Raw genomic sequence first — 18,245 nt, forward strand, 5'->3', positions numbered from 1 at the left:
CCGCTGCGGGGTTGAGTTTCCTGACAGACGGCAGGAACAGTGCCCACTGCCAGAGGTGACAAAAAATTGATGAGCAACTATGGTTGGCATCAGTTTGCCATCCGTAATCCGGAACGTAGAGGGATCTAATGTCAAAGCCACCGCGCCCCGTTGAGTTGGGTAATTTTGTCTGCAAGTTCGGCAGCAAAAATCTCCTCGATTATTTTGAGACTGTTGTCTATCCAGCTTTTGCTGATGATGGCCTACTGCGGAAGTACAGTGATACGAAATACTTTTTTGATAAAGTTGAGTTGATAACCATCGACGGCAGAGTTCTACTGGTCGGTAGATTCATAAAAGATATGATTCTGGAGCGGGAACAGATTTACAAGCAGTCACAGGGTTTGGTAGAAGATCACGATGAAATGCAATCCTCTCCGTCAGCAATATTTGTGCTGGTTCTGGATGTCCATCGCTTGATCTATTTGAAAGAAACTAAATTTGCACCCACTCTGGAAAATTTTAAATCAACTATTGAGAGTTTCATCAAGGCAAAACACAAACTGTACATTGATAATCTCGCCGAGGAAAGTAAGGCGGCGGGAAACCGAGTGACGAAGAAGAAATTATTGCTTGAGCATTTTCCGCCGACACTAGACATAATTCCTTTGACATCAGCTCATAATGTGGAAGATTTCATTCGGCAGTATGAAGTGCTCAGCTCCGTGACCTATAAGTTTTCAGATAGGAACGATGAACTGGACAACGAAGGGTTTTTCCGGGCAGTTCAGAGACAGAAAGACGAGGTAGGCAGTCGTACCACGACAATCAAGCACTCAAGCCCAGAGGGGCTAGAGAAGGAGGCCGTGATCGAAGAGGTTCAGGCTGCAACAGTTCAGGGTAACCAGCGGGTGGTGATGGTGGGCAAAGATTCATCTGGAAACACCGTTAGGGGTGACAATAATGATTTCCAGCTCAAAACCTCGATCGAGGTTACCAGTCATACACCGGTTCGTATCGCCAAAAAAATGTTTAGTAAGTTTTTGGAACTCCTGGGTGATGGTTTGATTCAAGTCGAAAACCCGCCCAAACGTGCGCGTGAGAAACTAGCTCCCTATCGAGACAATGACGATGAATAACGATGATCTGTCGGCCAAGGCTTTGACGGAGGAGAAAAGCCTGTGGGCCGTCTATCTCAGGGCTCGCCGGATCCCTTTCAACTCTTTCAATATTTGGACAACAATCGCCGTTGTGGGTCTCGTGACCGCTCAATACTGCGTTTTAGAAATCTCTCTTGATGAAAAAACTTAAAATAGTGAGGAATTTTCGTCAATCGCGATGGGGATTGTCGTCTCTGTGCTTGGGTTCCTTTTGGCGGGGTTCACAATCTTCGCCACCATTAGCCAACCCGATATGTTAGTTGCTATGTCGAGGCACCGTCACGAGAAATCCGGCTTATCCTATTTGAAGAATAATTTCTTTATTTTTTATACGGATCTTCATATATTACTTGGTATATACCATAGCTTGCTTATTGATAACAGTTTTCGGGGTTAAGGGTGGGCTATTGTACAAGCTGATCTCTATGTCGCCGATTGGGTGCCATATCGAAGAGTGGCTTGTAGGTATCTCATATGTTTTTCTTTATGGAGGCATGTTCTTTCTTATGATGCAGCTTAAGTCCTTTATCTACAACGTTTATCTGTCAGTGATGACCGCTATCAGGTGGAAGGCTATGCAAGATTGATGAGGAAGAGGTTACTCCCGAATATCCGCTTCCGGCCAAAAGCCGTCACTGAGTGTCTACGAAAGCCGGGGCGATTCACTCGGCTTTGTAACGAATATTTTGGCGGCGTAAATCGCGGTGCTCGCTCAGGAGATTGGAGATAGACAAGTAACTCCACGCGATGGGAAGAACGGCGTATTGGATGCGCAGTTATCGGCGCTGGATACGGCAACTGTTGACGGCGTGCCGCTTAATAGCAGAAAACGTAGTATGGGCTAAACCCACAGGGCGAGCGCCGTTCTAGCCGATGTCAATCTTTTAGGGGCCTGCCCGCTCCTCCCACCAAGGACTGCCCACCGTAATGACTAAGACCAGAGATAATCACTTCGTAGCACAATGGCATCAGAAGGGCTTTATCGACGCTGGAGAGAAACTTTGCTACTTAACCCGCAGGGATATTGTTCGAAACGGGCAGAACGAAACGATATATTCGAAGAAGTGGCGCACCCCAGCTCAACAATTTTATAGGAAAGATCTTTACTCTACATTTTTTGGTGACGAGGTTAACGACGACATAGAGCAAAAGTTGTTTGGCCCCATTGACGACAGCGGCTCCAAGGCCATTCGGGCATTTTCAACAAACGATCAGTCTCAGTGGCATAATAACTTTGAAAGTTTTTTTACGTATCTGGATGCTCAAAAACTGCGAACGCCGAAAGGTCTGGATTGGATTCAAAGCAAATACCCTGAACTAAGCCAACTCTCTCTCATGACAGAGATGCAATCGCTACGATCCATACATTGCACCCTGTGGGCGGAAGGGGTCCGCGAGTTGGTGTCCGCGGAAAACTCTGACGTTAAATTTATTGTTTCAGATCATCCGGTCACCATTTATAACTACGCTTGCCCGCCCGATTCACTAATGTGCGAGTACCCTAGCGACCCAGATATAGCACTGAAAGGATCTCAGACAATATTCCCCCTAAATAAGAATCGCTGTTTAATTCTCACAAACTTGGAATTTGCTAAAAACCCTAATGCGGTCGACCCACTCGAGCCACGCACAAACGCTAATCGTGTTCGTCAAAGCCTCGTAAATACAATTGAGTTCATCAACTCCCGAAATCTAACCTCAGAGGAAGTTACAAAAAATAAATTATATTATCAAGAGCAGAGCCGAGTCTGTGGCTGCTGGGAAAGAAGAGTGGCTTTATCCAGAACTAGAAATAACTGCTGACTGGGCGGAGTTAAAAAGTTTATTACTTCCGCCAAAAGATATGATTTACAGGTTTGGTGGAGAAATGTACGCCTCTTTTGCTGATGGCTCCGTTCACTACCAAGATGCATTCGGGCGGACCGAGCCCCACGATGAGTTTCTAAACAAGAATATTGTCGAGGAGTCTATTAGCCGGAACGGGAATTGTGGCTGTGGTAGCGGCCGAAAGTATAAAAACTGTTGCCGGAACACTCCGATCGAGCTTCGAACGACGTGGAGTGTCGCCAGCGTTCGAGAGCGAAACCTAGCATTCTGCAACTGCATACGAGAAGTTTTAGGACTCAGCAATGGTAAGTGTTGGCAAGACGTGCGTCGAGAGCTGACCAACGAACAAATTTCAGAAATTTATAAATTTTACGGGATTCTTTGGCCTCGCAGCACCGACATTTATGCGATGCTGCCGAAGCCGGACGGTAAATTTCGGGCGCTTTATAGCGGAATATTGGACGTTCGCGTCATAAGCGATAACGCATTACCAGCTGCATCTTTTTTTGACGAGTTCCTTATACAAACGCCTGTTACCAATCCTAATAATATTCGCCCAGAATTCAGCCCAATCCAATCGCCAGCTAAGTACAAGTATCAAGCATTAAAAGAATTTCTTTTCATGCTTGATATAGAGCCACTCATTGCGCATGGATTAGTAAACCTTATTCCCGACCCCTCTGATTTCGACAGTGCTCTAATGAGCGCAATGTTAGAAATGGCGAGAGGCCGGTCTAAAAATCGCACCAAAGACGCTATGAGCGTAGAAGACTTAAAGGTAGGCTATAAACTGCAACTGGACGATCTACTTAATTCGACCGCCATGATGCCGAGCGAGGCGAGAGTTCAGTTTTTGGTTCATGATTTCGGGCTGACGCACGAGGATGCTGAAACAGCTGTGTCTGAACTAGAGCTACTAGCGGAATCTTCTCCGCTAATGTTGTTACAAAAGCTGGACTATCCTGAGGGAGGACAGTTCATGCAATTTCGAATGGGGCCGAACTACGAAATGGCATTATTCTTAGCTCAAGTAACCGGCTCGATTTTGGTCACGGATAGTAGTTCAAGATGGCGTGAATTAATTACGGCGCAACACCGCGACCAAGGAATTGTTAACTACCCATGGAACAGCGGGCTAGGCCAATTTTGCTCACTTCCAGTTGATTACGATTTTTTACAAAATCTTCGTAAAAGCAATGGCTTATTCTCGGAGTGTAGAGATTTTTTGAAAAGCGCGAATAATTTAGTCCTGAATGATGATCGCGACAGCTCAAAAATATCAAGACTGACTAATCAAGCTGCTACGCTGCAGCAGAGAATTCTTCAAGCTTATGAGCATGACAAGATTGTAAGTTTAGAAATACTTTCCCCTAGCGGTGGACTGTATGACGCAAGCGTGCAGCGATTGTTAGTTAGATCAAGCTGTATGCGGTACGAAAATAAAGTTAGATCGGTGTATGGCATTGCGCTTTCAAATACAAATACTGAATCGCCCCTAGTTTAATAGTCACTTTCTAATGGCCGCTTCTGGCCCAGAGTGTGTAAAAACGCTTCGCCAAAATTGAAGTGTGCGCGTCTACGTTAAATCTGAAATTTATCGGCACGTCTGCAGATGTGGATTTCGCGTAGAAACGCGATTTCTAGTCCGGTTTTGAGCACCTGACGCGCTCAAAAACGTTTTTACACAGCCTCGGCCGATTGCTGCCCTTCAGGTGTTTTAATATTGCCCGTCAAGAAGCTTGCTTGGGCCTAGCTTGATGCGTCCCTGGCCGGGGACTTATGAACGCTTTATCAATGCAGCAACGAGTTCGAGGAAAAGATCATGAGCAGTGACGAAAACGAGCACAAAATCACTCTGCCCCCCGGCTCTCGATTTCGGCGACAGGCTGGTCCGTATGACTTAGATACCGGCCGTCCGTGTTACGCCGTCCAGGTAATCGCGCCGGATGAGCAGGCGAGACGCCAGGTCGAGGACAACTCACAGATCATGGGCACTCCTGGCAAGCACTTTTATGTGTGGGATATCAAGAACGGCTCGACTTGGCCTGTTTTTCTGACCCTGACAGTGGATGGAGTGATGGTAGGCACGGACAACGACTGACAAACTGTTCGAGGAAACCGAAGCATGGAGCCCCGTCATACGCTGATAGCTTTAGGTTTGATTATCGCCGCGATAATTGCGGCGAATACTTCAGCCTGCAATCCACCGGCACATACAGCATCCTCGACGCAGCAAGCGAAGCAGATCTGCGATGAAGTTTACGATGACAGCGAGGACGCTAGTGGATACGGCGATTGCGTCAACTCAGCAAAGCGAAGCCTCGAAAATACTAATTGACGGAAAAAGGAAACTCCGCATTGAAATATCTCATCGTTTTAAGCGTCACCGTGCTCTTGGCCGGCTGTGGTCAGGAATCCAAGCCAGCAACTGTACTTCACCTTGCTCCGATCACACCTGGTGCTATTCCCGAAAAGATCGGTGGCTGCGGGGAAGGTTGTAAGAAACTGGACAAGTTTGCTAAGTGGCAACCGCTGCTCGCTCCGCTGGTTGAAATGCACCGCAGGCAGGAGAAGTGCTCCTCAGTTGAGTATGCGATGCCCGATACCGACTCTGACCCAGTGGACCCGAAGTTTTATGTACAGTGCAAAGAAGTGAGAAGCGGCCAGCTTTACAACACCTTCTACACTCGGACACAGATCGAGATGGGCACGCCGGCTACGAGTGAGCCGGTTTCCCGTGCGTATGCTGAACCTCTTTGTGCAGGCCAATTGGCTGAAAAACTGCCCGGCGCTACAATTGCCAATCAACGCTTTTACGAAGCTCCGAACGGCTCAGTACGTCTAACCTATGACTTAAAAGTAAATGGCGTCGACAAGAAGGCGGCTTGTCTAGTTAGCCACGAGTCTGTTGAGTTCAACGTCGTCCGGTAGCTCAGTAATCAAGGAAAAAATGACTCTCGCAATAAACGTGATTCTTGTCCTATTGCCGCAGCTGCAGGCACTGATTGACCAAGTGAAAGCCGAGGAAATTCGCTCAGCCCCTTCAACGGGACGTGTCATGTAAAGTTGAGCCGTAAGACAAGAATTTTAAGGCCGTTAGAGGCGCTGCATGGGTTCTGGAGATATTCCGATGAATTTTTTGAAAGTAATATTGGCTGTCACTTTTTTTGCTGCTGCTCCCTCATGGGCTGGAGATTTGACTGGACCTCAAAATAATGCAGTCAGATCAGCGAAGCAGTATCTCAGCATGACGGGCTTCTCACGGAATGGGCTTATTCATCAGCTTTCATCTGATGCTGGAGAGGGTTTCGACGTTTCTGACGCTACGATAGCAGTGGACAGCATGAACATTGATTGGAACCAGCAGGCGGTGAGGTCTGCGAAGCAGTATCTCAATATGATGGGCTTCTCGTGCAAAGGCCTCATTAAGCAACTTTCCTCGAGTGCTGGAGAAAAATACACTGTGGACCAAGCAACCTACGGGGCAAAACATGCAGATGGTTGCTGAAAAACGGCGTGCTTTAAATCGCCCCTAGTTTCGTAGACGCCATCAAGCTACAAGGAAGGGTTGCTAACCCTGCATAACTGTCCGCTTTTGGCCGAGGCTGTGTAAAAACGTTTTTGAGCGCGCCAGGTGCTCAAAACCGGACTGGAAATCGCGTTTCTACGCGAAATCCACATCTGCAGACGTGCCGATAAATTTCAGATTCAACGTAGATGCGCACACTTCAATTTTGACGAAGCGTTTTTACACACTCTGGGCCGGAAGCGGTCATAAGCTCGCAGCCGCCACAGACCGAAAGCCGAAAAATCTGGAGTATTCTTTGTAATGGAAGGATCTAGCAAAGCGGAAACTGCTTAAGCTTCCGCTTCTTCCTCACCCTCCCTTTCTTTTGAGTTGAACGTCAATGAAATCAAGCTCTGCCTTGATTGCATCAATCGTGAGCGTCTCAACCTTGGTGTCTTTGTTTTCTCTAGCGTTGCGCTTTTTCATGCCAGCCAGGACGACAATTATCCCATTTAAATGAAGCTTTCGGGCCTTCAGGTAATCAGGCATCTGTGCGCTGTTCTGTGGTGGTTTGTTCATGATTGGACCGATGGTAGGCCCGAAGCAACAAGCTCTCGCAGATTACTTCGGGGTAGGTTTGGGTTAGGCAGCCAGCAGGTCAAGCAGGCTGTGTTGGTGCGAGCGATCCACGAGTTCGCGCCAGGTCCAGCTTCCAAAGTGCTCGCCCTGTTCGGGGATATCCAGCTTCATCAGTGCGACCGGGTCACGACTAATCAGGTTGCGTGCTGCCCACAGCTTGCCGCCTGTCTCAAGCAGTGCTTTCGCGGCCTCATTCCATTGTTCTTCTAACACTGTGTTCGCCAGATGAGCCGCTTGGTTTTCGATTTTGGCGCGTTCTTTTTGTGCCTCTGTGATGTGCTGATCAATCGTCACGAGCTCCTGCTCCAGCGCGTTGATGAGCAGTTGTTGACGGCGGTGATGTTCAACCGCAATCGTGAGGTTTTTTGCTGCTTTTTGAGCTTCGGCGTTGGCCGCTTTCTCGCCCTCCACATCGCCCCAGGCGACAGCCTGCGCATAAGCGGTGGCTGCGTCCGTTTCAGCTTGTCGAGCTTTTGCCATGTCCTCCTGATCGCTCTGGCGGACCTGCTGCAACCGGGTCTCGATACTGGTGCGCTTTTCGTTGAGTTCCATCTCGTCGGCTTTCCAGGTTGCCATGGCGTTGATGTAGTCCGCAGCCAAGCTCTCACGGTTCGCCAGTGCCTCGAGGCGATCAATCTTTTGATTCAGGTGATAGATCTCAAGAGATCGAGAGTCGATGCGCCTTTTGTGATCGTTGATTTCATCCTGCACGGCCCGTTGACGGCCCTGCTGGATAACCTCGGGGCTTTCCAGCGCCTCTTCGAAGGGCGCCAGGTCGTGCTGAATGCTCTCCATTTCGACGGTCAAAGTGTCGCGGCGGTCTTTCAGTTCTTGGATAGTGTTCATCTGTATTGTCTCTGGGTACTACGGTTGATAGGGATAGTTATCGAACGGCTGGCGAGGCCGGGATTGAGCCGGCGCTACCTCGATCAGCAGGCATGCCATCAGGCGGCCTTGGCCTCGCTTTCATCCGTTCCAGGAACTGTCTTCACCACATAGCAGCGTTGAGGTCCTAACCCCGGCAGGCGAATCAAGCTGTACGCCTTGCCGTCGCTTCCCGGTTCGAGCACGCCCCGTTGCAGCAGCTCCTTATTCACCGCACTGATATTCATGCCCTTGAAGATCTCGGCCCTCCAGGCTTCAGGCAGCACGTAGTAGGTGTTGGTGGTGTGCAGGGCGTCGCCCATTCCGTGTTCCAGGGTCTTGCGAAAGCCCAACCGATCAATCGTGCGAGGGCCGTGCTCATCGATCTTGGCGGCGGCAGATTCCCAACGAGTAAAGCGGCTTTCTCCAAATCGCTCGATCACCTGCCGTAGCCGGGCCAAGATCGCATCACCCTCGAAGTTACCGGCACCGCCACGTTCGGCCAGCCACGCATGCAGGCAGACGCGTGCAGCCGTTGTGGCCGTGCCATCGGGCCAGCCAGTGACGCCGAAGGCGGTGGCCAACTCCCCGGCTGCTGCGGCGAGGCCGAAGCGAAGGGCGGCGCGTTGCGCCTGACCACTGGCCGACGTGGGTAGGTTTTGGGTGATGAACTGCTCAACAGTGCGACGAACAATCACCGACCACCTGAGCATTTCTCCGGGCGCGCATAGCGCGTGTAGGAAAGTGGTGAGGGGCGTGCCGTAGTATTTGGCTACACGGACCTTGAGTGCATCGGAGAGGGCGGCAGCGTCTTCAAAACCGTTCAGTACATCGAACATGCCGAGGCCCTTGCTGGCATCCGCTGGCACCGCAAGCATGCGCACCTCCATGCCCGCTTTCAGCTCCTTGTTGGCATCCGCCATGTGCTGCGCCAACGTCTTCTCGCCCGTCGAGAGAAACAGCAAGCGCCACTCCTGCACCTGTCGGCCCGCCTGTCCTCGATCATTGGCACGGGCCTTACCGGTGCCGTTGCCGAGCATGTACACCGTTTCGCCAATAATGCGCGGGTCGCACATGCCGATTTCATCCAGGACTAGAAGACCGTCTGAGTGGGCTGCGGCGATGGACTCCAGAGCGTTATCTGTCGAACGCCACGAACGCACCAGACGCGGCCCTCCATAGACCGAAGCAGCGACTTGCAGGTGAGTGGTCTTGCCCCCGGAACTGTCGCCGTACAGGTGGAAGCCGCCCGACTCATGCCCCAACATGTTCAGCAGAGGGCCCGCAAAGGCCACAGAGACGACAAACGCCAAGCGGTGGTTGCCAACGCACAGGGCGCCGATTTGCTGCTGCCATTGCTCCAGAGAGCCCGCCTCGTTGATCGGTGGCAACTGCGCACCGGCCTCATAAAAATGCAGGTGTTCGGCGTGCGAGCCGATCTGTTGTTCGGGCAATAGGAACGCGTTGTTGTGCCAGCCCAAGCGCGTCACCAATCGTGCGCGCTGGGCGCTATCGAAGCCACCGAGATAGCTCTGCAGGTCATTACGAGCATTGCGCCCTGATCGGCTTCCGGCAAGGCGCAGGCCCATGTCTACTAAGGGGCCGAGTACGTCTTTGCCGAAGTCGCCGGTCATAGTCCTGGCTGGAATATTCCAGCGTTTTTTGGCGCCGTCCGGGTCATCGAACTCGACCAATAAACCCCAGTTGTGGCCCTTGTCGTCGCGAGTGCGAGCGATGATTTCGAGAGGCGAACACACGGGACGCGCCTCGCCATCATCGCCGGAATAAAACACCCCTTCAGGCGTCAGGCGAAAGCCGCCCGGCAACAGGTCATTTTTCGATTTCGCAGGGCGTTTGGCGGGCGCCTTGGTCTTTGGTTCTTGAGGTTCGGTGGGCTCAGCAACACTGCCGAAAAACTCGCCGTTGTGCACCAGCTCGGCGACGTGGCCTGCGGTCCAGCCTTTGGCTACTGCATCCGCTGCATCGTCGCCGTCTGCCCATTTTCCGCCTTTCACGAGCGTCGGTTTGCCGCCTTTGCTGCTGGGCTTTAGCTTGAACACGTCGAGGGAGATTCGCTGCACTGACGCGGCGCCCAGCTCAATCAGTTTGAGCTCGACGGCATCCATGCAGGTCTTTCCGCTGGCATCGTTATCCGGCCACAGCACAACGCTTCGCCCTTTGAGTGACGTCAGATCGGCCTTGTGCCAAGAGTTGGAACCGTTCGGCCAGCAGGTGGCCACGTGTTCGGGCATCAGTTCAGCGGCGGCGTCAGCAGCTTTCTCGCCTTCACACAGCACTACAGGCGCATCTGCACGCTGTACCAGCTCATCCAGGCGCAGCAATGGCCTAGGTTCCGGCAAGCCTTGCCAGCGCCATTGTGTGGTTTGTCCATCGGAGCGGTTGCACCAGGTTAGCGGCGCAAAGACCTTTCTTGGTTTGCCGTCTTCATCGGGGCCCAAGTCGAAGCGATACAGCGCCATGACCGGTTGGCCCTGCGCATCGCGATAGATCCATACCTTTGACGGAGCTCCGTGTTGCCGGTGCTTGGCTGGGCATTTGTTCATGGCCTCGGCCGGGATCGGCTGAATTGCGATCCACTCCGGTGTTGCGCTCTTGGCTGGTGTGCTTTTGGTGGTTGCAGATCCTGCGGAAACGCTGAGCAGATCTGCCAGTTTTTTAAAGGCCTCAACGTCCGTGCCGCCGTCGATGTAACGCACCAGGTCGATCAGGTCGCCGCCCTTATCGCCGGTGGCAAAATCCGCCCAGGTGCCTTTGCTCAAATTGACCTTGAGTGAGCCCGCACGTTTGTCCGTGCGCGTGGGATTCGGTGCGGTGTATTCCTTGCCGCCGTCGACGCGTTTGCCGTTTGGCAGCCAGTGAGTAACGACGCGGTCGATGTTCTTCAGGGCGGCGCTTTTTACGTCCGCAAAGCTGGGACGTTTTGAGGTGTTGCCGATGCGCTGGGTCATGGCGCAGTACTCCCTGCATGCAGCGCATCGTTGACGTCATCAATCAGCGCTTTTGCCATTTCGCCCAGGTAGAAAGCGGGCCAACTGAACCGCTCGCCCTCGTTACTCATGGCTGCATCGAGGGTCAGTTGATTGGCGTAGTACTGAAACAGCGATATGGCCTCAAGTGCGTCCTCGATCGGCACGCCAGCATTGACCCTAAACAGCTTTTGAGGACCGCTGGCAACGCACGAGAATTCGGCACGCCCGAGAGTATTGGCAGTGTTCACAGGGCACCGCCTTTCTGGCCCATTGGCACGGAGGAGGCATCACCGTACATGGTGAGCGTTTTGATTAGGCCCAAGGTGCCGCGTACGTCCCAAATAACGGACGACAGCACGCGGTTTGAAAGCAGGGGTTTATCGCCGTCTAAGTGATCTTCCAAAAGCATGAGAACTGAATCGGCACGGTCGAGCGCGCAGGTGATGGCGTCGATAGGTAGGCCGGCTTCAGCGTCTTGGCTGACGCAGAGCAGATCCTCGGGCAGCGCAAAGCCTGGGAGTATGCTCATTGGGCACCCCCTGCGGCTTCCAGAGCTCGGGCTTTGGACATATGGGCGTTGTAACGGGAGAGGCGTGTAGCGAGGCTGGAGTTGGCGTGTAAAGCGGCGAGAGCCATTGCTCGATGAGCGGCGGCGCGAATTTTGGACGGATTGGTGGCGTGCATTGGGCGAAACTCCTTTGTCTGGGGAGCTACCACGGTTCGCCGTCAAACGAATAAGGGTGGCAGCTGTACGCAGGTTGACGGACCGGGGACAAAGGAACCCGGCATACCCGAAGGTATCCCGCGCACAGCCGCCATAAACAGGATGTGCAGACACAAAAAAAGCGCCTGCAATCGTGATGGGGCGCCTGTGCGCCAATGTCTGAACGGGCCGTCAAACCCGGTCGCTGAATTTGCAGCGACAGCCAGAGAGTAACGTCCGTTTTTTGAAAGTGCAACTGTGCTGACGGCTTGCGGTTTTTTTTGATGCGGCATAAATTGGACAGGCATGTAGATTTACCTCAACGCCTCCGGTTGCCGCCGGGGGCGTTTTCGTTAGTGCTGGGAGGCGATACGACTCAAGTTCATCCAGAACAGGTGATTGCCATGCCGGGAGTTTGTGAGCATTAACTCCAGCGCAGTCACGTTGGCCTGGACACTCGGAATGAGCTGTTCGGTATCCTCAACCAGCACGCCTTCTGGCGGCTCGATTGAGAGCATCACCCACTCGCGAGATGGCCAGACGAGAAGCATTACGTGAGCCCCTTTTGATATGGCGTCATCGCGCAATGTACGGAGGCGGTCTTGGCCTTTGGCAGTAACGTTAGGTAGAAGGCCGATGCCGAGTAAGTCGCCGGTGTCCGAAGTTGTTTGTGGCAGGAACATAGGAGTCATGCAGCCACCCTGTCGCGAGCAGCGATGCGTGCGTGAGTCCAATCCAAAACTTCAGAAAGGACCCATGCGACGGGCGCCCCCCGAGCGGTGCTGTCGGTGAGTTTTACTGCTTGTGGAAAGCCGCTTTCAGGCTGGCTCATGAGCTTGTAAATGGTGGGGCGGGCGAGGCCTACAATGGCCATTACTTCAGTAACTCTGATTAACCTTGTTGCGGGCGCCAGATCTTTGATGTGTACGGATTTGGAGGGGATAGAGCTCGTCATAGTCGTGCCTGTAAAGTGAAAGACAGGCACAGACTAAGAGGCAAAAAAAAAGCAAACATGGTTTGCTTTTCTTCCACTGCATAAAAATTATCTTGGTAGAAAACCGCCTTTCTTAAGGTATTTCCTTACGGTTGGTATAGAGCCCTTGCCCTGTTTAACGAGTATTTTGACGAGGTCGGCCGCTGATATTTTGGGGTCAATAGCGATTTGCTTTATTGCCGATTTGCTTATCTCTTCAAAAAGCTTCTTGGTGTTCTCTTGCTTCGCTGTCCCCGGCTTGCGGTTGGCTTTCCCGGCTGCTTTGGCCCTTTCCGACGCTTTTGCTGCAAATGCCTGATCCAGTGCAGTGAATCGCCCCGGGTTTCGTAGACACCTCCATGCCTTAAAATGAGGCCAATCAGGAGGTGCCATGAGCAACCCGCGTTATCCCGAAGAATTCAAAATCCAAGCAGTCAATCAAGTGACCGAAAAGAAGCTGCCTGTCGCTGAGGTAGCCGCCCGTCTCGGCGTGTCGACGCATAGCCTCTATGCCTGGATAAAGCGCTACAGCAAACCTCAAGAAGAACGGCAGCAGGATGATGATCAGCACGCTGAGCTACGTCGTCTGCGAGCGGAACTCAAGCGCGTCACTGAAGAGCGAGACATATTAAAAAAAGGCCGCCGCGTACTTTGCCAAGGAGTGCGGCTGAAGTACGCCTTTATCAAGCAGCGCGCGGGCGACTATTCGATTCGACGGCTTTGCCTGACGCTGAAAGTCCATCCCAGCGGTTATTACGCCTGGCTGTCTGAGCCGCAATCTGTACGCGCCAAAGACGACCAGCGACTGCTGGGTTTGATCAAGCATTCCTGGTTGGAGAGCGGTGGCGTTTATGGCTATCGCAAAATCCACGACGATCTGCGCGAGGTCGGTGAGGATTGTGGTCGTCATCGTGTGGCGAGGCTGATGCGTCTTGAAGGTCTGCGTTCTCAGACAGGTTATCGACGCCGCCCTGGAAAGTACGGCGGTAAGCCAGCGGTCGTCTCACCCAATTTGCTGAAGCGCCAGTTCGATGTTGTGGAACCCAACAAGGTTTGGGTAACCGACATCACGTACATTCGTACGTATGAAGGCTGGTTGTATTTGGCGGTGGTACTGGATCTGTTTTCTCGGCAGGTCGTTGGCTGGTCAATGAAGTCGCAGATGACCAGTGATTTGGCTATTGATGCGTTGTTGATGGCGGTTTGGAGGCGTAAACCGAAGCAAGAGGTGATGGTTCATTCCGACCAAGGCAGCCAGTACAGCAGCTCCGATTGGCGCAGCTTTTTGAAGGCAAACAATTTGGTTGCCAGCATGAGTCGCCGAGGCAACTGTCATGACAACGCCGTGGCCGAGAGCTTTTTCCAGCTTCTGAAACGGGAACGGATCAAGCGAAAAATCTACACCACGCGGGAAGATGCTCGGAGTGATGTGTTTGATTACATCGAGATGTTCTACAACGTAAAACGCCGCCATGGTTTCAACAATCAGCTGTCACCGGTAGAGTTTGAAAAGCGTTACGCAATGAGCTTGCAAGGTGTCTAGAGAATCCGGGGCGATTCACAGTTCGCAGAAACCGAGATGCGCTCAAGTCGTTCCGGAGGTTGTCCGTGTGGTCAGCTTCTTGGTATAGCGAAGCTAACATCAATGTTTTTGAGGTCTCGCCATACCGAATGGCGAACTCCTCCCGGGCCTCTATTTCAAGTTCGCTGCTACGCTCCCTTTCCCTTTTGAGGAGAGAAGCATACAGGGTGGCGTCAGTCAGCCTGATCTGTTCGACTAGATCATAGTCAAGATCGTAAAGACGCAGCTCTATGTTGAAAAGCCAGTTGCCAAGTGCCGTTACTGCCTCGACTGCCTGAATGAGCGCATAGGTTGCTACAAGCTGGGTGTCGCTGGCTGGGTGATTGATCCCTAGGACGCCTCGAATGACTCTAGGTAGTGAGGTCGCTTCGGAAAAACAAACGTGCTGATCAATCACGCTTCGAAGATGAAACATCTTCGTCGTAGTTGATTCTGCGCAGTCAGCGTAGCGGCCGTCCTCTAGCCAGTAGGACATCGCGTTGTCGATGCAGTGAAACGCATCGCTAAATCTTTCGGAGAATTGGTGATACAACGACAAGGTGCGAACAGCGCTTTCAACATCGTCGAGATCCCAAAATAGACAGTCGACATCTACACCGGCGATTTCTAGTTCCACACCTAGCTCAGTTTCCATTTAGGTCTCCCCGCCGCCCCGAGGCCAGTGAGCTAACGCAGCGATTTTCGGATGGAAACGCTGATGCCAGCAGGGTTGCGGGCGTGGCCGTTTTGTAACACGACTCCTCCATGTAACACGTGGTGCTCAGAAGTTTTTCCGTGCGTGTAACGCTAAATATATTCAATAAAAACAATGGTTTATATGTTTGCGTAACACGGGTAACACCCGTAACACCATTTGTTAGGGGGGATAGGGTTAACTGCTTCACACGGCCTTCCCAAATTGACCTTGCACTACATTTCCGGCCTCTAGGGAATCAAGATGATCGGCGTACCACTGCATCATCTGCGAGCGCTGCTCAAGGTATTGAGCCTTGTTGTAAATCCCGCGGACACCTTGTGCCTTGTGGCTGAGTTGGGCCTCGATATGGTCAGCAGGATATCCGTGCTCGTTGAGGATAGTGCTGGCGATGTGGCGGAAGCCATGACCGGTCTGGCGCCCTTCGTAGCCAAGGCGTCTGAGTGCCATTAGGAACACGGTATCGCTGCGAGGTTTAGTGCGGTCGCTTCTACCTGGAAACAGGAGTGGGTAAGCGCTGGTGAGTTGCCGAAGCTCCAATAGTGCTTCGACTGCTTGAGTGCATAGTGGTACTAGGTGCTCACGACCTTTCTTACGACCCTTGCGCTCGACTGGAACGGTCCACAGCCTCTTGTCGAAATCGAACTCCACCCAATGTGCCTCTCGCAGTTCGCTGGGGCGTACAGCCATCAGGGTCAGTAGCCTTAGGCCGAGCTGAACATCTTTGGCATGAGGGTAGGAGCGTATTGCTCGAAGTAACCCTGGAAGTTCATCGGGGGAGACATGGGCGTAGTTCTCTGCCTTTCCAGAGGACAGAAATTTATGCACACCCTCCAACGGATTGTTGACTGCTCTGCCGGTCACTCGCGCTAGGTCATAGATATCTTTGCAGTAAGCCCTCACACGGCTCATCTGTTCCAGAATCCCCTGACGCTCAAGCCCTCTCAATAGCTCCATCCACTCCATCGACATGATTGAGGTGTAGGGGCGTTTACCGAGCGAGGGGAATACATGGCGTTCAAGTGCGCCAAGTATCCTTTTGGCCGTACCAGCATCCCAGCCGCTAAGGCGAGACGTGTGCCACTCCCTTGCCAATGCTTCAAAGGTGTCGTTGGCCGCATCGATCTCGGCCGCTTGGCGAGCTTTCTTGGAGGTGATCGGGTTCTTACCTTCCGATGCGTCGGAGCGTAGATCAGCCGCTTTCTGTCGAGCGAAAGCGCCACCCACTTCCGGGTAGCCGCCAAGACCAAGCCATGACCACTTGCCGTCCGGCTTCTTGTAGCGTAATTCCCAGGACTTTTGGCCGTTTGGCTTGACCCTGAAATACAGCCCTGGGCTGTCTAGTTCGCGGTATGTCCCGGCCTCAGGCTCCAGGCTGGAAAGGGTCGTGTCAGCGAGAGGGCGTCGCTTGATATCGGTACGTTTCATCCTTGTATGCCTTCAGTTCAATTATTTATGAAGCATACACGTGGGCATACACGGAGGGGAAGGATAGGGATAGATAGAGGTGGACAGCCAGAAACAAGAAAGCCCGCACTAGGCGGGCTTCTTGAGGTGATTCATAGACTGCTGTAGACATCTATGGATCGGTACTTGGTGGCTACACAGGGACTTGAACCCCGGACCCCAGCATTATGAATGCTATGCTCTAACCAACTGAGCTATGTAGCCAAGTGGCGCGCATTATTCGCTCAGAACGAAGAAGCGTCAAGCGCTTTTTTGAAAATTTATCTACGCTATCAACTGTTTAAGCAAAAACGCCGGGTCAGGCGACCAGTGGCTGGGTTTCGCGCAGGTCCCAAAGCCGCAAAGATTAAAGTGTGGGAGCGGGCTTGCTCGCGATGGCGGTGTATCAGGTCAGCCGTACTTGACTGACACGCCGCCTTCGCGGGCAAGCCCGCTCCCACATTTGATCTTGGGTGTTCTAACGTCGGCGTACTAGCTTGCTGGTCCTTTACAAGGCATGACCGCTGCATCGATTCACCTACTCGTTAGCCTGCTAACGGGATAGCCTTCCTGCCCCAATAAGTGGCACATTGTCACACCTGCACCTGTGCATCCATCTGCTGTACGGAAACGTTCCTCATGGCTCTTACCAATTCCCAGCCTTCAGTGGCTACGACACCGGCCGCCGCGCAATCCAGCCCGTTGGTCATGTCTATCATCGGCGCCGTAGCGCTGGCGCACTTGATCAATGACCTGATCCAGGCGGTGTTGCCGTCGATTTATCCGATGCTCAAGGAAAGCTATGGCCTGACCTTTACCCAGGTCGGCCTGATTACCCTGACGTTCCAACTCACGGCGTCCTTGCTCCAGCCGTGGGTGGGTTACTACACCGATCGCCATCCCAAGCCGTTCCTGCTGCCGTGCGGGATGATCTGCACGCTGATCGGGATTCTGATGATGTCCCAGGTCGGCAGTTTTCCACTGATTCTGCTGGCGGCGGCCTTGATCGGTATCGGTTCCTCGACCTTCCACCCGGAAGCATCCCGCGTGGCGCGCCTGGCATCCGGTGGCCGCTACGGCCTGGCGCAGTCGACCTTCCAGGTGGGCGGTAACGCCGGCTCGGCCTTTGGCCCGTTGCTGGCGGCGGCGATCATCATTCCGTTTGGCCAGGGCAATGTGGCCTGGTTCGGTTTGTTCGCGGTGTTTGCCCTGGGTGTGCTGTACGCGATCAGCCGCTGGTACCGCAACCACTTGAACCTGTTCAAGCTCAAGCAAGGTCAGGCCGCGACCCATGGCCTGTCGAAAAACCGCGTACTAGGTGCGCTGGTGGTGCTGGGGCTGTTGGTGTTTTCCAAGTACTTCTACATGGCCAGCTTCACCAGCTACTTCACCTTTTACTTGATCGAGAAGTTCGACCTGTCGGTGGCCAGTTCCCAACTGCATCTGTTCCTGTTCCTTGGGGCGGTGGCGGCGGGCACGTTCTTTGGTGGGCCGATTGGCGACAAGATCGGCCGTAAGGCGGTGATCTGGTTCTCGATCCTGGGCGTGGCACCGTTCACCCTGTTGCTGCCCCATGTCGATCTGTTCTGGACCAGCGTGCTCAGTGTGGTGATCGGTTTTATCCTCGCCTCGGCGTTCTCGGCGATTGTGGTGTACGCGCAGGAATTGGTACCGGGCAATGTAGGGATGATCGCCGGGGTGTTCTTTGGCCTAATGTTCGGGTTTGGCGGGATTGGTGCGGCGTTGCTGGGCTATCTGGCGGACATCCACGGCATCGAATACGTGTACACGCTGTGCTCGTACCTGCCGCTGCTCGGGGTGCTGGCGATTTTGTTGCCGCGTTCGAAAAAAGCCTGAAACCGGGAGGTTGGCCCTATCCC

19 protein-coding genes and 1 tRNA gene are annotated in these 18,245 nt (G+C 52.9%); 9 read left to right on the top strand and 11 right to left on the bottom strand.

The features are described from left to right. Positions 1-128 precede the first annotated feature (128 nt). From JTY93_RS04105 to JTY93_RS04135, 7 genes are all read left to right on the top strand, one after another. Complete coding sequence (locus JTY93_RS04105) at positions 129-1,118, top strand: hypothetical protein (protein WP_205477987.1); 990 nt, start codon at positions 129-131, stop codon at positions 1,116-1,118. Beyond that, entirely contained in the window at positions 1,111-1,290 is a 180-nt protein-coding gene (locus JTY93_RS04110; RefSeq protein ID WP_205518973.1) for a hypothetical protein, read from the top strand. Before JTY93_RS04105 ends, JTY93_RS04110 begins: the two co-directional genes overlap by 8 nt. 776 nt (positions 1,291-2,066) lie before the next feature. Then, positions 2,067-2,942: a DUF4238 domain-containing protein gene (locus JTY93_RS04115; protein ID WP_205518974.1), complete on the top strand. Its 876-nt coding sequence runs from the start codon at positions 2,067-2,069 to the stop codon at positions 2,940-2,942. Then, complete coding sequence (locus tag JTY93_RS04120) at positions 2,890-4,470, top strand: hypothetical protein (RefSeq protein ID WP_205518975.1); 1,581 nt, start codon at positions 2,890-2,892, stop codon at positions 4,468-4,470. The genes JTY93_RS04115 and JTY93_RS04120 overlap by 53 nt, the downstream gene beginning before the upstream one ends. Before the next feature lie 318 nt (positions 4,471-4,788). Continuing rightward, positions 4,789-5,067 carry a hypothetical protein gene (locus JTY93_RS04125; protein ID WP_205477989.1) on the top strand — a complete coding sequence of 93 codons (279 nt, stop codon included), beginning with the start codon at positions 4,789-4,791 and terminating at the stop codon, positions 5,065-5,067. A gap of 257 nt (positions 5,068-5,324) precedes the next feature. Continuing rightward, a complete protein-coding gene (locus JTY93_RS04130) occupies positions 5,325-5,897 on the top strand; it encodes a hypothetical protein (RefSeq protein ID WP_205477990.1) in 573 nt (190 codons plus the stop codon). Between the two features lie 199 nt (positions 5,898-6,096). Then, complete coding sequence (locus tag JTY93_RS04135; protein ID WP_028237301.1) at positions 6,097-6,474, top strand: Ltp family lipoprotein; 378 nt, start codon at positions 6,097-6,099, stop codon at positions 6,472-6,474. A 369-nt stretch (positions 6,475-6,843) separates the two neighbouring features. Here JTY93_RS04135 and JTY93_RS04140 read toward each other — a convergent pair whose 3' ends face one another. The 8 genes from JTY93_RS04140 to JTY93_RS04175 all read right to left on the bottom strand — a co-directional run bounded on the left by JTY93_RS04140 (position 6,844) and on the right by JTY93_RS04175 (position 13,036). Beyond that, positions 6,844-7,023 carry a hypothetical protein gene (locus JTY93_RS04140; protein ID WP_191952433.1) on the bottom strand — a complete coding sequence of 60 codons (180 nt, stop codon included), beginning with the start codon at positions 7,021-7,023 and terminating at the stop codon, positions 6,844-6,846. 93 nt (positions 7,024-7,116) lie between these two features. Next, complete coding sequence (locus JTY93_RS04145; RefSeq protein ID WP_205477991.1) at positions 7,117-7,959, bottom strand: chromosome segregation protein SMC; 843 nt, start codon at positions 7,957-7,959, stop codon at positions 7,117-7,119. Between the two features lie 98 nt (positions 7,960-8,057). Then, complete coding sequence (locus JTY93_RS04150) at positions 8,058-10,946, bottom strand: DUF927 domain-containing protein (RefSeq protein ID WP_205477992.1); 2,889 nt, start codon at positions 10,944-10,946, stop codon at positions 8,058-8,060. Further along, the gene (locus JTY93_RS04155; protein WP_205477993.1) at positions 10,943-11,215 is read right to left on the bottom strand and encodes a DUF3077 domain-containing protein; all 273 of its coding nucleotides are present in this window, start codon (positions 11,213-11,215) and stop codon (positions 10,943-10,945) included. Before JTY93_RS04155 ends, JTY93_RS04150 begins: the two co-directional genes overlap by 4 nt. Continuing rightward, positions 11,212-11,496, bottom strand: coding sequence for a hypothetical protein (locus JTY93_RS04160; protein WP_205477994.1), 285 nt, complete (start codon positions 11,494-11,496; stop codon positions 11,212-11,214). Before JTY93_RS04160 ends, JTY93_RS04155 begins: the two co-directional genes overlap by 4 nt. 527 nt (positions 11,497-12,023) lie before the next feature. Beyond that, complete coding sequence (locus tag JTY93_RS28865) at positions 12,024-12,221, bottom strand: hypothetical protein (protein ID WP_240357267.1); 198 nt, start codon at positions 12,219-12,221, stop codon at positions 12,024-12,026. Between the two features lie 137 nt (positions 12,222-12,358). Then, positions 12,359-12,625: a helix-turn-helix transcriptional regulator gene (locus JTY93_RS04170; RefSeq protein ID WP_205477996.1), complete on the bottom strand. Its 267-nt coding sequence runs from the start codon at positions 12,623-12,625 to the stop codon at positions 12,359-12,361. 87 nt (positions 12,626-12,712) lie between these two features. After that, positions 12,713-13,036: a hypothetical protein gene (locus JTY93_RS04175; protein ID WP_240357268.1), complete on the bottom strand. Its 324-nt coding sequence runs from the start codon at positions 13,034-13,036 to the stop codon at positions 12,713-12,715. Between JTY93_RS04175 and JTY93_RS04180 the strand changes: the two genes are divergently transcribed. Further along, a complete protein-coding gene (locus tag JTY93_RS04180) occupies positions 13,035-14,186 on the top strand; it encodes an IS3 family transposase (RefSeq protein WP_102063847.1) in 1,152 nt (383 codons plus the stop codon). The genes JTY93_RS04175 and JTY93_RS04180 overlap by 2 nt on opposite strands. On the opposite strand, the gene JTY93_RS04185 is transcribed toward JTY93_RS04180, so the two are convergent. The 3 genes from JTY93_RS04185 to JTY93_RS04195 form a co-directional block, all read right to left on the bottom strand. Then, positions 14,122-14,859, bottom strand: coding sequence for a hypothetical protein (locus JTY93_RS04185; protein ID WP_240357269.1), 738 nt, complete (start codon positions 14,857-14,859; stop codon positions 14,122-14,124). The genes JTY93_RS04180 and JTY93_RS04185 overlap by 65 nt on opposite strands. A 246-nt stretch (positions 14,860-15,105) precedes the next feature. Then, positions 15,106-16,347 carry a tyrosine-type recombinase/integrase gene (locus JTY93_RS04190; protein ID WP_205476972.1) on the bottom strand — a complete coding sequence of 414 codons (1,242 nt, stop codon included), beginning with the start codon at positions 16,345-16,347 and terminating at the stop codon, positions 15,106-15,108. Between the two features lie 166 nt (positions 16,348-16,513). After that, positions 16,514-16,590: transfer RNA gene (locus JTY93_RS04195), tRNA-Met, on the bottom strand. Positions 16,591-17,004: 414 nt separating this feature from the next. Between JTY93_RS04195 and JTY93_RS04200 the strand changes: the two genes are divergently transcribed. After that, a complete protein-coding gene (locus JTY93_RS04200) occupies positions 17,005-18,222 on the top strand; it encodes an MFS transporter (protein WP_205476973.1) in 1,218 nt (405 codons plus the stop codon). The last annotated feature ends 23 nt before the right edge of the window (positions 18,223-18,245 follow it).

Source organism: Pseudomonas hygromyciniae (assembly GCF_016925675.1).
GTDB classification, from domain to species: Bacteria; Pseudomonadota; Gammaproteobacteria; order Pseudomonadales; family Pseudomonadaceae; genus Aquipseudomonas; species Aquipseudomonas hygromyciniae.